The sequence below is a fragment of the Spirosoma soli genome, assembly GCF_042684525.1.
GTDB lineage: Bacteria > Bacteroidota > Bacteroidia > Cytophagales > Spirosomataceae > Spirosoma > Spirosoma soli.
In genome coordinates, this window is sequence record NZ_JBHULN010000008.1 from 218,293 (window position 1) to 231,820 (window position 13,528).

Here is a 13,528-nt window from a genome sequence, read left to right on the forward strand (position 1 = left end):
CCCGAGACAAAGAACTACACCAGCAGCTAAAGAGTAAAGCATGGGCTATTATTCAGGCTTCACTCCGAAAGAGTAATAGAAAGGTAAGCTATTAAATAAGACCCATCCGCCTTTCTGATTTTATAAAATAAGGGGTATAATGGGCGGCCTCTGGTTGGGATTTTAATTCATACGCCGGGTCAACTAACGGTCACTCTCATCCTACATTTAACCCGGCTGGTGTTGCTTAACAAGCAAGTAAAGTCGGTTTTCAGTGTGGTCTGATTCAGTACTAGACTCTTTTGGGTACATCTAGAAAATGTCACTGCGGCTGGCAGCCGGAGCGGTGATCTAAGATAAGGAAGGCTACGGATGAGTTAGACAGATAGTAGAAAAACAGGTAGTCATTATAGATTAAAGATTCTCAAAATACGCTCTCAAGTGAGATAAAGGAGCGTTCAACTAGTTGACTCCTGGATGGGTCGATCAAAAAGAGAGTAAATTAATTGATCTGTATTCGTAGAGACCTTAATTAAGAAGTGTATCTTAACTAGGCTCCTTGTTTTCACCACCTTTGTTGAGAATCCACCTCCTTCAAAGCATGAAAAAAATTGCCTCGTTTAGCCTGCTGTTTCTCCTGGCTATAATAGCCTATTTTTATTTTAGGCCCAAAGTCCTACCGCCAGTTCACCTGAAGTCTGGGCTGCCAACTCAATACGGCAAAATGACCATAAACAAAGCGGATTCTTACCTGATCCGTGATGTCTCCGTGATTCCTATGACGAAGGATACCATTTTAGCCCATCACCATGTCCTCATCGAAAAGGGACGAATTAAACAGGTTACTCCTCATTTAGCTCAAATCGATACGGCTGGACATTGCCTCGTTATTGATGGAACTGGAAAGTTTCTAATTCCGGGTTTGAACGATCTTCATGTGCACCTCAATGATGACAATAATCTGCTCCTGTTTGTCGCCAATGGCGTTACAACCATCCGTAATATGGCCGGTTACCCCTTTCATCTTAACTTACGGAAGAGAATCAATCAAGGCCAAATCCTGGGTCCTACTCTTTATACGGCCAGCCCGATTCTAGAGGGCACTCCAAACGTGTGGAAATTTAGTCACGTCGTCAAAACGCGCGATGAGGCTCGTCAGGCCGTTATTCAGTTTGCTAAAGCGGGCTATGATTGTATCAAAATTTATCACACCTTACCCCAAGAGTTGTACCGAGAAATTTTACAGGTAGGCGATTCACTCCATATCCCGGTCGTGGGACACATCCCCTTTCAGGTCGACCTTGAAGAGGTACTGGCATCGACTCAATACTCCCTGGAGCACGTTGATGTAAGTCCGCTGTCTCCCTATATTCCGTTAGTCAAACGACTGGAACTAATTGGTCATTCCCAAAAATGGATGTGTCCCACCTTGCTGGTTTATAAAAACATGCAGAAGCATCCTAATGACCCCACTATTCCGACCAATTACGAACGCTATGTCGATAAAATCACTCGCACATTTTGGCAGCAGCGGCTTCATTATTACAGCCAAGATCGTTACCGTTTACAAAAAGTAATGGCCAAATTGATCTATAAAAATGGGGGACGATTTATTGCAGGAACTGATTGTCTAAACCCCTATGTGTTAGCTGGTTTCAGCATCCATGAGGAGCTTCAGGAGTTAGTGAGTGTAGGCTTACCGGCCTATGAGGCCTTAAAAGCGAGTACGGTTAATGCGGCCGTATTCTTAAAAAGGGACCCGGAGGTGGGCACGATTGAGGCTGATAAACAAGCTGATTTGGTGTTATTGTCAGGCAACCCGTTAAAAGACATCGCCAACACGAAAACAATAACTGGGGTCATGTTACAAGGCCGATGGTTTAGCTCGGCTGAACTAAAGCAGATGTTGGCTGCTGTTGAGAAGACTTATCCCAATCAAGACCATTAGGAACGCTTTGATTCTGTAGCACTATATGTTTTACAAGTATTTCGGAAAACCCTCTATTTGCTGAAAAGCTAGTTTTTAATATCGCTCACTCCTACTGATTATTAGTCGCATCTTCTCAAAAATGATCTTTATCAGTACACATTTTTGAGACCGGTTCGTCGGTTCGGCTATTTTTATGTTATTTGGCTATGCACGCGTATCAACCGCACCGGCGGACCGGCAAGATCAAAATCTAGCTCTACAACTGGATGACCTCAAAAAAGCAGGTTGTCAAAAAATCTTTCAGGAGAAGGTGTCTTCGGCTAAGGTACGACCACAACTTCAGAAGATGCTGGAGGTTCTGCGAGAAGGAGATACTATCATTGTTTGGAAGCTAGATCGGTTAGGTAGGTCACTGAAAGAACTTTTCACGTTGATCAATGACTTTCAAGCCAGAGGAACTGGCTTCCGCAGTCTGAATGATGCCATCGATACCACCACCGCGCAAGGCCGCTTAGTGTTTAACCTTTTTGCGTCATTAGCTGAATTTGAACGAGATCTGATCCGCGAGCGTACTAAGGCGGGCTTGGCCGCAGCACGTGCCAGGGGCCGTGTAGGAGGCCGCCCTAAGGGCCTTACTCCAGAAGCGCAAGTAAAAGCACGAGCGGTCAAGACCATGTATGGCAATAAACTGAACACAATTGCTGAGATTGGACTGTTATTTCACATAAGCCGAGCGACTGTTTATCGGTATTTAGCTTGGCAAGAGGAAAAAAACGATTCATCGAATGCATAATGTACACAAAACTCTCTCTAATTATAGTTCGATCTATTTTTGCAAATGCACATACAACAAAGCATTTATCTGAACGTTTGGAAGGCCGGAACGCCCTAAAGTAGGGATCTATCAAAACTTTACTTCAGCTCAAAAACGTTATATTTGTAAAGTAACCCTAGAAGTGATGGCAACAGACACAAAAACGCCCAAAACGTCGATTAAGAAATCTTCTGCTAGTAGCCAGTTTGCCGCCAAGTCAAATATGAAGGCAGGATTAGGCCTATTTAAAGACAAAATCGTCAGCGAGTCGTCTGCCTGGGAAGATGACCTGCGGGTGACGATTAAGAAATGAAGAAATATCTACTGGATACGCATATCCTTATCTGGTGGCTAACTGATTCGCCAGACTTAAAAGCTTCCATCAGAACTATTCTTCAAAACCGCACGAATGAATTCTACGTCAGTCATGAAAGCCTGCGTGAGATTGTCATCAAGGCTAAGCTAAAGAGAGCTGACTTCCAATTAAATGGGGTTACCATTGCTGAAATTGCCAATGTGTTACGCGAAACGCTAGGCGTGAAACTACTCCCATCCCGGGTCGTCCATTTGGCGAAGCTGGAAGCACTGATCCCAATACACAGTGACCCTTTCGACCATATTCTGATTAGTCAGGCCATTGCTGAGCGATTGATCCTGATTAGTCACGACGGTAATTTTCCCTTCTACGAACCTCAAGGTTTGAAACTATTGAGAGCTTAAGTTCAGTGAACCACTGACAGAAATTCGTGTGCTACTAAATAAAGTTGGCGTTTATCCAAAAGAGAGCGTCTCACTAAAGGCTCATCCGTGAGACAAAAAATGCCAATAAATAAATATGATAGCTACTAAATGGACAGTAAGCGATAAGGTCAAGATGCTAATTATTGGACGGCTTGTATAAAATAGGCGGGCCACTTCGCTCACTTTCAGCTCCAACGATATACATTAGACGACTGGACTGACAAGTTCGTTGCTCAAAAACTAGTCCTATGGCCCTGCTTACATCTAACCCCACTCAACGCATCCAGGTCACCGAACCAAAAACGGGCCAGGTGCTGGATGCCTTCCCCACCCAACCCCTACTGTCGAGTCAAGGGGCAGGGTGGAATCATCTCGTGCTGGAGGAACACCGGTTGCCGCCCGTCGAAGTCCCCGAGGTCGTTCAGGCAAATATCCACATCAGTGTGCAGACCGGTTCACCGCTCGAACTGGAATGGCGAACCAATGGGCGCTTCAAACGGGTTCCCTTAACGCCCGACCGGATCTGTTTTAGCCCGGCAGGCGTCTCGGGCAATCTGCGTTGGACTCAGCCCTCGCAGTGCGTCTTCCTGGCGCTCGACCCCAACGCGTTGGCCGTTAATCTGCCCGATTATAATCCCTCGGCGATCGAGTTAGCCGAGGTCCATGGCCAGCCCGATCCGGTCCTGAGCCATATTGCGCTGGCCTTACGGGCTGAGCTGCAGCAAGGCACGACCTCAGGCCCTTTACTGGCTGATACGCTGGTTAGTGCCATGGCCATTCATATTGCTGGTCGTTATGCCAGTCAAACCTACCGGGCTGAGCAGCGGGTTTCGGGGCTTAGTGCGGTGCAACGTAAACTGGTGACCGATTACATGGCTGATCATTTGGGCGAGTCGATTAAGCTGGCCGATCTAGCCCAACTCGTACACATGAGTTCGTTCCATTTCGCCCGTTGCTTCAAGCGGGCCACTGGGCAAGCGCCCCACCAGCACCTGGTTCAGCAACGGATTGATAAAGCTAAAGAGTTACTTCGTCATTCCGGGCTCTCGCTGACCGATATCGCCCTGACGGTGGGCCTGTCGGAACAGTCGCATTTAAACCGGTTATTCCGCAAGGCTACCGGTGTTACCCCACTGGCCTATCGACAGCAGCGACGCTAACTGAGCAAGAAACGTCAATAGGTTGGCAAGAAGGGTCAAGATTACCGATCATTAACGCCGTTACTTTGCCCGTATAACCAATTGTTAATCAACCGAAACTCCAAATAACATGGAAACGACGAATGTGGTTACGGCTGGTCGGGTGGAACGGCAGAACGTCACTTTTCAACGCGATGAATTGACCATCGCCGGCCATCTGTTTACGCCCCCCGGTTTCGACGAGGAACTGCAATACCCAGCCCTGATTGTGCAGGGGGCCGTCACGATGGTCAAAGAAAATGCCCCTGACAACTACGCCCCGCTATTGGCCCGGGAAGGATTCGTGGTGCTGGATTTTGACTACGTTAGCTACGGCGAAAGCGAGGGCCAGCCTCGCAAAAACGAAAACGTCGAGGGTAAGCTCAAAGACCTGCAGGCGGCCCTGACTTACCTGCAAACCCTGTCTTACGTGGGTAAAATTGGTATGGTGGGCATCTGCACCTCGGGTGGTAACGCGGCCTACTTAGCGGCTACCGACGACCGGCTGACCGCCCTGGCCGCCGTGGTGCCCTGGATGTACGAACCGGCGCTGGAAGAGCCCTTCTGGGGCAGCGAAACCATTGAGAAAAACAATCAGAAAGCCCAAGACGCCCGCCAGCGGTTTGCCCAGAACGGCGAATGGCTAACGACGCAGATTTTCACCAACGATCCGATGGTGGAAGGCTTTAACCTAACGCCGGGCGAGTACTACTTCGACAAACACCGGGGCGGCAGCGTTAACCAATGGCGTAACCAGATCTTCTGGGGTGCCTGGGAAGAGTGGGCGCAGGTGTTTGACCCCATCAGTCAGGCTCCTAAGATCAGGATACCCACCCTGGTTTTTTCCACCGACGATGCCCTGATTCCCGATCAGGCCAAGAAGTTCTACAACCTGCTCAATACGGAGAAAGAGCTGGTCTGGTCAGAGGGCTACCACTTCAATTTCTACGATGTAGCGCCTGAAATTTATAAGGCGATTGACGCCGTGGTTCCCTTCATGCAAAAGCACCTAGCCGATTCATAACCCAAGACCAAGATAAAAAGTACGCTTTAACTGCCCCAGCGCCCAATCTGCTGGGGCTTTCTGGTGTCCTTGTCTCAAGCTACTGCATAACATTGAGTCGTCGAATCAATCTATTTCTAGGCTGGTTAATCCTGATTTTCTTTTCAACTAACAATGCTTATTAGAGCTCCTTCAATGGCTTGAGCCCCGGTGGCTGGCATTCCGGTGCGGAACCACTGGAGAGATAGCAAAAATCAGTCTAATACTATAAGAAGTACAGTCTCAATAAATGCTTGTATTTCAAAACGATCTAAGCCGTTCTACCACAAAAGAACTAAGACAGGATGGGACATTTAAGTAGACCGTCTTTGGCTCTTCTTAGCCCGAGCGGTTTCTACCCCTGGTGTCTCAGCCTGTTTCTGTAATCGTTCATCGAACTCATGAGCCACTACTTCCACCACCTTCACCTGACTCATCAGCGGGTGCAACGGATTGATCAGGATGTTGCGCGAAGGCGTGTTCCTGACAATCACCGACGGAATACCAAAGGCCAAGGCGGGGTAAGTAGGCACTAGCTTAGGGAGTAGAAACTGCGGTAGGCTTTCGGGATACTTGAGCGCATCCCAACCACTGGGCAGTTCAGCTAGGCGGATCTCCTCAATGGCGTCCGGCAGCTCGATGCTCACCCGCACAAACGGCGGCAAATCGCGCAGGGGTGTACCATCCAAGTGCACCAGCGTTTCCAGTAAGGCCAACTCCGGCGTCATTGAGGTGTAGACTAAGGGGGTACCCGGTGGATTCCACCGACCACCGTTTAGCCGAGCCCCTTCTCCCGTTAGTACAGAATCAATAAACTGCCTCTTTTGGATACGGTAAACTAAGGGCATTGCTCAACTGTAAACGCCATACTCAATACGGCCTAAGATCTGATCGACTACCTGGAAGCCGGTAGCCGTGTCCAGCAGTTGTAAGGGGGATTGACCTTCCAGGATCTCCAGAGGCCGACGCAACCAGCGGTTGAACTTACCCTGCTCTTCGAACACCCGCAGGCCATGAGCGGCCAGGGCTTTGAGCAGCAGGAGTCGTTCCGATTCCACCTTGTTCAAGGACCCGCTCACTAAGCGACGGGCCATCGTCCGCTCGTTCATCGACAACAGGATGGCTAACTCCCGAATCGTTAGCTCTAACAAGGCGGCTAGTTGCCGTACCTCGGCATGGGCCACCCCTGAGCGCGACTGGGCGATGAGCTCGAAGGGGCCGGTCCGCTCGGGTACGATGCGCACCATGGTATTGGCTGGCTCAAAGATCGGTTGGTGCGTACGGCTCTTATTGGCATCGGGCCTGGCTTTGGGAGCTTTCGCGGTAGTTGCTTTCATGAGTAACAATATGTCAGCAACGTTACTGACATTTTACGTAACTACAACCCATGCGGTCGAAAAAAAGTTTGTGAGTTATCTTAGATTACTTGGCAACTTAATGATCCTGCGAGATACGCAAGAGTTTTCATAAATCTGTGCCTTAAATGGGGCGTTTTTCGCGACCCTTACGTCACTATTCATCCTTTTACAAGGCGGCTTTGTAACAGTCTTTATTTGGTTTCGTTGTAAAAACGTATCCGTATTCTGCTGTTTTGTATAAGTAGCGCTGAAGGTTAGGAGGATAATTTTGCCTCATCAAAAAAAGAAGAGGCAATGGCTAAGACAATTTTTATTACGGGCGCATCCCGAGGATTTGGAAGAACTTGGGCGGAAGCTTTCCTGGATCGGGGTGACTAGGTTGTGGTTACCTCAAGAAAGGTCAGCGGGCTAACCGAGTTAGTAGAAAAGTATGGCAGCGCGGTACTGCCGCTGGAACTGGATATAACCAATAGGGCAGCCTGCTTTGCCGCTTTAGAAAAGGCAAACTCCCATTTTGGCCGGGTGGACGTCGTGATCAATAACGCGGCTATGGGGGTCATTGGCATGGTGGAAGAACTCGGCGAGCAGGAGTCGAGGAACCTCATCGAAGCGAACCTGTTTGGTTCGCTATGGGTCACCCAGGCTGCCCTACCCATACTAAGAGCACAGGGTAGCGGCCATATTCTGCAACTATCCAGTGCGCTGGGCGTCTATACGTTTCCTTCCCTGGGTATCTATAGCGCCAGTAAATTTGCCGTGGAAGGCTTTAGCGAAGCCCTTTACCTGGAAACGAAAGGTATGGGTATTCATGTGACTATCGTAGAGCCTAATGGATTTGCCACCGAATTCAGCGCATCAACGATCCAAAGTAAGCCCATTGCCGCCTATGATGGTGTACGGGCCGAGTTAAATTCGAATCCAGCCATAATAGAAAGCGATGCCTATGGCGATCCGCAGGCAACGTCGATCGCTATATTAAAGCTGGTAGATGCAACGGAGCCTCCGCTGCGTTTGTTCCTGGGTAAAAAAGCGTTGCCCCTGGCCCAAGCGGTGTATCAGCAGCGGCTGGCTAGCTGGCAAGAGTGGAATGCGGTTGCTATAGCGGCACATGGTCTTTAGTAGCCTACAAACTAGTCCTACTTTTATAATAGGTTAGTCTGGGCTTATGCTCAGGCTAACCTTAACTTCCTGTACTATGCATTTTAAGCACCTGGGTGATGTGCATCGCTGCAATAATTACCCCGCACCGGAAAATCCCTTACTGACAATCTTTACCTGCGACCCGTTGCGTAATGTGGTTAGCTATGAGGTAACTACAGATTTCTACATTATCGCCTTTAAAAGGCTAACCTCCGGTGAGATCAAATATGGCAGGACACGTTACGACCACCAGAGCGGATCGATGTACTTTATGAAACCACAGCAGGCTATACAGATGAAAGATATAGCACTGGAAAGTGATGGCTTCGAAATATGGTTTCATGAAGATTATCTGAGCGGACATCCGCTGCATACGGCCATTAAGAAGTACAGCTATTTCAATTACGAGCTGAATGAGGCACTCCATATATCACCTAAAGAGCAGCAGATCATTTGGGAGCTTTACCGGAAAATAGAAACCGAATATAACAACAACCAGGACGAATTTACCCGGGATATTATCTTGGGCCATATTGACTCGATGCTCACCTATTCCCAGCGCTTTTATAAACGACAGTTCCTGAACCGTACGATCGTATCCGGGACCACAGTCACTAAGTTCAATGCCGTGTTATTCGCCTACCTTGACCAAGGATTGTTACGGGAAAAGGGGTTACCTACCGTGGCTATGTTGGCGGCTGAGCTACACATGTCGGCACGGTACCTGAGCGATCTGCTGAAGCAGGAAACTGGGAAAACTGCCCTGGAGCTCATCCACATCGCTTTAGTCTCGGCGGCAAAGAATCTGCTCCATGGTGGCGATTATACCGTGGCGGAGGCAGCCTATAGGCTTGGTTTTGAAAACCCACCTTACTTCTCCCGCTTATTCAAGAAACAAACAGGGATTAGTCCCAACCAATACAAAAAGCATTATCTGAATTGAGCACAAGTCTCAGTACGATATAGTTCGTAATCGGACCGTGAATTATCTCCCTTTCCGCAGGAATACCCTAACTCAAACATCGGCCCTTCAGAATTACACGTTCTGAAGGGCCGATGTTTACACGAACGGAACTAGCGTTAAGCTCGCTCCAGCAACTCTGGATGAAGTTCGTATTGCTCTTCCAATTCTTTAAACTCCCGAATGATCTCCACAGACCGGTTTATCTGGTCGGATAGGTGAACAATCATGGTAGCCGTTTGGGCATTTTTGATGGCGTAGGTCAACGCGGCCAGCTCGTCGGGTATCACGCGGATGGGCTTGTCTTTGTCAACGTCACGCACCCCCTGCGTAATCAGGTCTGCAATCTCCGCTTTGTCCCGTCCACGGCCGTCTTCATCAAAACGGATAATGATTTCATCAAAAATACTACCAGCCAACCGGCCAATCGTAACAATATCTTCGTCGCGACGATCGCCAACGCCGGTCAGAATACCCACCTTACGCGCTACGCCAGCCTGTTTGATGTATTCGCCCAACGCGGCTAGCCCGTGCGGATTATGGGCGTAATCGACCAGAACACAGTAGTTCCGAAAGCAAAAGAGGTTCATCCGGCCCGGCGTGTTCTCGAACGACGGCACAAACGAACGGAGGCCTCGGGCAATCAAGGCAAGCGGCAGGTTCTGACAGTACACGGCCAGTACAGCCGCCATGATATTTTCAATCATGAAGGGGGCTTTCCCCTCAAAGGCCAGCGGAATATTGTTTATGTGTTCAACATGAATCCGCTCGTCCCCCCGCCGAATGGTAATGAACCCATCTTCGTAGACGGCGGCTAGCCCACCGGCCCGGTAATGCGCCACGACCCGTTCGCTCGTGGGGTCCATGCTGAAAAAAGCGATGTTACAGCGGAGATCATGGTGCATAGCATAGGTGTACTCGTTGTCGGCGTTCAGAACGGCATAGCCCTCACGCTTCACACTCTCCGCCACAATGGCTTTCACGCGGGCCATGTCTTCCACCGAATTAATGTCGCGCAGGCCAAGGTGATCAGCCGCCACATTGGTTACAACTCCTACATCGCACCGGTCAAAGGCCAGGCCCGAACGTAACATTCCCCCGCGTGCGCACTCTAATACCGCAAAATCGACCGAAGGCTCCTGTAGTATTTTCAGGGCACTCAAGGGGCCTGTGCAATCGCCTTCTTCAATGAGCGAATCGCCGATATATATGCCTTCAGTAGCGGTAAAACCAACCGTATACCCCACCTGACGAACTAAATGCTGGGTAAGCCGGGTCGTGGTGGTCTTACCGTTGGTGCCCGTAATTGCGATAATCGGAATGCGACCGGGCGCTTCTGTTTTAGGGTCCGTTGGGGTACCGACGGATGTACCCACAGTCTGAATAGGAAACAGCATGTCAGCCACCGCTTTGCCGACCTCGCGCGGCTTTCCTTCGGATGGATGCGTATGCATACGTAAACCCGGTCCAGCGTTCACTTCAATGATTACGGCTTCGGACTTCTTCAAAGGACGGGAAATATCTTTGGCAATTAAATCAATACCGCAAATGTCCAACCCAATGATCCGGGCTGTGCGTTCGGCCATGGCCTTGATCTCGGGATGCACCCCATCCGTTACATCCACCGACGTACCGCCCGTGCTCAAGTTAGCCGTCTTTTTGAGATATAGTTCCTGACCGGCCGGCAGCACCGTATCTACCGTCAGGTTTTGTTCCGTGAGCAGGTTGATCGTGGCCTCGTCGATCTCGATATTGGTTAACAGATTTACGTGGCCCTCCCCACGCCGTGGGTCTTGGTTCACCTCATCGACGAGTCGGCGAATGGTAGATACGCCGTCGCCGATAACCCGGGCGGGTACGCGCTGGGCAACTGCGCAAAGTTTATAATCGATCACTAGTAGCCGATAATCATTGCCCTCGGCAAACTGCTCAACCAATACGTCCTCGCCCTGCGCTTTGGCCATCAGAAAGGCATTGAACAGTGCTTCGACCGTTCGAATGTCAGTCGTTACGCCCCGCCCATGATTACCGTCCAGCGGTTTGACCACCAGCGGAAAATCAAGGTGTCGAAGCACATCTTGAAGGTCGTTTTCGGTTCTGATCACTTCGCCAAGCGGTACCGGAATACTAGCACTGCCAAGCCTACGCTTGGTCTCGTTTTTGTCAGCGGCCAGTTCAACCGCCATATTGCTGGTCTGACAGGTAACGGTGGCTTGTATACGCTTCTGCCGGGCACCATAGCCCAACTGAACCGTTGAGTCGGTGTCGAGACGGATATACGGTATATCTTTTTGAAGGCAGGCCTCAACAATAGCCGATGTGCTGGGGCCTAACCGATCTTCTTCGTAAAGCCGGTTGAGGGTGGCAATCTGAGCCTGTAAGTCATAGGCTTGTCCATCCACCAGTGCCTGAGCGATCTTAACAGCGCAATGGGCCGCGTGAAAACCAGCCCGTTCTTCCTGATAAGCGAAAACAACATTGTAAACGCCATATTCTCCGGTTCCGCGGGTGCGGCCAAAACCCACTTCAATGCCTGCCAGCGTCTGGATCTCCAGTGCAATGTGCTCAATGATGTGGCCCATCCAGGTTCCCTGCTCGACCCGATAAAAAAAGCCCCCGGGCCGACCTTCCGAACACCGATGGTCATATAAGCTTGGGATGAGGGTTCGCAGCCGTTCAGAGAAGCCGTCGATCTTGTTGGAGGGGAACTCTTCCAGCTCTTCCAGATCTAATCGCATTACAATTAGTTTATGACGTTTAATTGACCAGTAGTTAGGCCCTTTCAACGCGCGGATGTCGATGATTTTCATAGTAAGTCTGACAAGTCAAAGTAAGTGTACAACACGTTTGCACAACTTGAATTGGCCGATGTGATTCTATTTCCAGTGATTGATGTATAGAGGTATGAAGGGCTAACCTATTTGTCATGATTGCGGTAAGCCCTTACGAAACGGCCGATACGTTTAAAAGTTTACAGCCTAAAACGTTCGGTGAGGATTTGGGCATACGACACCTTAATGGGTATACACAGCAGCATTGAGCAGTAAACCGACCTGGCAAGGCAATTGAGTGTAGCCCTACTATCCTACTAATCCTACCAGTTAGTATGTTTTGTAAACCAAACCCTGGACCAGCCGTTACATCGAGACTATTTTATGATTTTCTCTGATTCAATTCGCTGGTTATGAACGCAGCCGTATTTCACAAAATGGGCGACATCCGCTACGAGCACTTTGATGACCCCAAGATCGAAGAGTCCCGCGATGCCATCATCCGCGTTACGTCTACCGCCATCTGCGGTTCCGACCTCCACATCTACGACGGTTTTTTGCCGCAACTTCGTCCCGAAGTACTCGGTCACGAGTTCATGGGGATCGTAGAAGAAGTAGGTTCGGGCGTAACGAATCTTAAAAAGGGTGACCGCGTGGTGGTTCCCTTCACCATCGCCTGCGGGAAGTGCTATTTCTGCGAACGTAACCTCCAGATGCACTGCGAAACCTCGAACAAAGAAGCCTACGGGCCAGATGGCGGGTTGCTCAGCGAGAAAGGCGGTGCTCTTTTCGGCTATTCTGACCTCTACGGCGGCTATAACGGTGGGCAAGCCGAAGCCGTACGGGTCCCCTACGCTGACTACAGCCTGCACCTGGTTCCTGAAACGCTTAAAGATGAGCAGGTCCTGTTTCTGACCGACATCTTCCCAACGGGCTGGAGTTCGATAAGTTGGGGCGAACTGACGGGGGGCGAAACGGTCGCCATCTTCGGCTCGGGCCCCGTGGGCTTGATGGCCCAGAAATCGGCCTGGTTGCAGGGGGCCGGACGCGTCATTGCGATTGACCCGCTGGACTACCGACTCGAACGAGCCCGGCGCGTGAACAAAGTTGAAACGCTCAATCCAAACGAAGTCGACGTAATAGAAGTCATTCGTAGCATGACCGATGGCCGTGGGGCCGACCTCTGCGTCGACGCGGTAGGCATGGAAGCCCAACGATCCGTACTCGACAAAGCGAAAGCTGTATTTAATCTTGAAAAAGGCACCACCAGCGTGTTAGAAACGTGTTTCCGGGCCGTGCGCCGGGGTGGTATCGTCTCCGTAGTGGGTGTGTATGGAACGCCATCCGACAATTTTCCGGTAGGCCGCTTCTTCGACAAAGGGCTGACGGTCCGCATGGGACAGTCGTTTGTAAGCCGCGATATGAGTATGTTGATGGACCTTGTAGCCCAGGGGAAAGTTGTGCTCGACGACATCATCTCTCATGTATTGCCGCTGTCAGACATTGCGCGGGGCTACGAAATTTTCAAAAAGAAAGAAGACGACTGCACCAAAGTAGTACTCAAACCTTAAACTATAGTCATTGATAGTCATTTGTTGTCATCAGGTGGTCATT

General features: G+C 49.9%; 12 protein-coding genes. 9 read left to right on the plus strand and 3 right to left on the minus strand.

What is annotated here, in order from left to right; genetic code table 11:
• The first annotated feature begins 580 nt into the window (after window positions 1–580).
• The 6 genes from ACFSUS_RS14980 to ACFSUS_RS15005 all read left to right on the plus strand — a co-directional run bounded on the left by ACFSUS_RS14980 (window position 581) and on the right by ACFSUS_RS15005 (window position 5,666).
• On the plus strand, window positions 581–1,927 hold the full coding sequence (locus tag ACFSUS_RS14980) for an amidohydrolase family protein (protein WP_381523892.1): 1,347 nt from the start codon (window positions 581–583) through the stop codon (window positions 1,925–1,927).
• A 175-nt stretch (window positions 1,928–2,102) separates the two neighbouring features.
• The gene (locus ACFSUS_RS14985) at window positions 2,103–2,702 is read left to right on the plus strand and encodes a recombinase family protein (protein ID WP_381523893.1); all 600 of its coding nucleotides are present in this window, start codon (window positions 2,103–2,105) and stop codon (window positions 2,700–2,702) included.
• A 166-nt stretch (window positions 2,703–2,868) separates the two neighbouring features.
• Window positions 2,869–3,036, plus strand: a complete 168-nt coding sequence (locus ACFSUS_RS14990) for a hypothetical protein (RefSeq protein ID WP_381523894.1) — start codon at window positions 2,869–2,871, stop codon at window positions 3,034–3,036.
• Window positions 3,033–3,443: a type II toxin-antitoxin system VapC family toxin gene (locus ACFSUS_RS14995; protein WP_381523895.1), complete on the plus strand. Its 411-nt coding sequence runs from the start codon at window positions 3,033–3,035 to the stop codon at window positions 3,441–3,443. Before ACFSUS_RS14990 ends, ACFSUS_RS14995 begins: the two co-directional genes overlap by 4 nt.
• Before the next feature lie 269 nt (window positions 3,444–3,712).
• Window positions 3,713–4,624, plus strand: a complete 912-nt coding sequence (locus tag ACFSUS_RS15000) for an AraC family transcriptional regulator (RefSeq protein WP_381523897.1) — start codon at window positions 3,713–3,715, stop codon at window positions 4,622–4,624.
• Between the two features lie 109 nt (window positions 4,625–4,733).
• Window positions 4,734–5,666, plus strand: a complete 933-nt coding sequence (locus ACFSUS_RS15005; RefSeq protein ID WP_381523899.1) for an alpha/beta hydrolase — start codon at window positions 4,734–4,736, stop codon at window positions 5,664–5,666.
• A 332-nt stretch (window positions 5,667–5,998) separates the two neighbouring features.
• Here the strand turns inward: ACFSUS_RS15005 and ACFSUS_RS15010 are convergent, their stop codons facing one another.
• A complete protein-coding gene (locus tag ACFSUS_RS15010) occupies window positions 5,999–6,532 on the minus strand; it encodes an RES family NAD+ phosphorylase (RefSeq protein WP_381523901.1) in 534 nt (177 codons plus the stop codon).
• Window positions 6,533–6,535: 3 nt separating this feature from the next.
• Window positions 6,536–7,021, minus strand: coding sequence for a type II RES/Xre toxin-antitoxin system antitoxin (gene parS, locus ACFSUS_RS15015; protein ID WP_381523903.1), 486 nt, complete (start codon window positions 7,019–7,021; stop codon window positions 6,536–6,538).
• 402 nt (window positions 7,022–7,423) lie between these two features.
• Between parS and ACFSUS_RS15020 the strand changes: the two genes are divergently transcribed.
• Window positions 7,424–8,161, plus strand: a complete 738-nt coding sequence (locus ACFSUS_RS15020) for an SDR family NAD(P)-dependent oxidoreductase (RefSeq protein WP_381523905.1) — start codon at window positions 7,424–7,426, stop codon at window positions 8,159–8,161.
• A 76-nt stretch (window positions 8,162–8,237) separates the two neighbouring features.
• A complete protein-coding gene (locus ACFSUS_RS15025) occupies window positions 8,238–9,125 on the plus strand; it encodes a helix-turn-helix domain-containing protein (RefSeq protein ID WP_381523907.1) in 888 nt (295 codons plus the stop codon).
• A gap of 137 nt (window positions 9,126–9,262) precedes the next feature.
• On the opposite strand, the gene cphA is transcribed toward ACFSUS_RS15025, so the two are convergent.
• Window positions 9,263–11,953, minus strand: a complete 2,691-nt coding sequence (cphA, locus tag ACFSUS_RS15030) for a cyanophycin synthetase (protein WP_381523908.1) — start codon at window positions 11,951–11,953, stop codon at window positions 9,263–9,265.
• Between the two features lie 374 nt (window positions 11,954–12,327).
• On the opposite strand from cphA, the gene ACFSUS_RS15035 reads away from it, so the two are divergent.
• Window positions 12,328–13,485, plus strand: coding sequence for a zinc-dependent alcohol dehydrogenase (locus ACFSUS_RS15035; protein ID WP_381523909.1), 1,158 nt, complete (start codon window positions 12,328–12,330; stop codon window positions 13,483–13,485).
• The last annotated feature ends 43 nt before the right edge of the window (window positions 13,486–13,528 follow it).

Coding starts and splice junctions, on each gene's coding strand:
- ACFSUS_RS14985 (WP_381523893.1), top strand. CDS start 2,103: ATGTTATTTGGCTATGCACGCGTATCAACCGCACCGGCGGACCGGCAA.
- ACFSUS_RS15010 (WP_381523901.1), bottom strand. CDS start 6,532: ATGCCCTTAGTTTACCGTATCCAAAAGAGGCAGTTTATTGATTCTGTA.
- ACFSUS_RS15035 (WP_381523909.1), top strand. CDS start 12,328: ATGAACGCAGCCGTATTTCACAAAATGGGCGACATCCGCTACGAGCAC.
- ACFSUS_RS14980 (WP_381523892.1), top strand. CDS start 581: ATGAAAAAAATTGCCTCGTTTAGCCTGCTGTTTCTCCTGGCTATAATA.
- ACFSUS_RS14990 (WP_381523894.1), top strand. CDS start 2,869: ATGGCAACAGACACAAAAACGCCCAAAACGTCGATTAAGAAATCTTCT.
- ACFSUS_RS15000 (WP_381523897.1), top strand. CDS start 3,713: ATGGCCCTGCTTACATCTAACCCCACTCAACGCATCCAGGTCACCGAA.
- ACFSUS_RS15025 (WP_381523907.1), top strand. CDS start 8,238: ATGCATTTTAAGCACCTGGGTGATGTGCATCGCTGCAATAATTACCCC.
- ACFSUS_RS14995 (WP_381523895.1), top strand. CDS start 3,033: ATGAAGAAATATCTACTGGATACGCATATCCTTATCTGGTGGCTAACT.
- ACFSUS_RS15005 (WP_381523899.1), top strand. CDS start 4,734: ATGGAAACGACGAATGTGGTTACGGCTGGTCGGGTGGAACGGCAGAAC.
- cphA (WP_381523908.1), bottom strand. CDS start 11,953: ATGAAAATCATCGACATCCGCGCGTTGAAAGGGCCTAACTACTGGTCA.
- parS (WP_381523903.1), bottom strand. CDS start 7,021: ATGAAAGCAACTACCGCGAAAGCTCCCAAAGCCAGGCCCGATGCCAAT.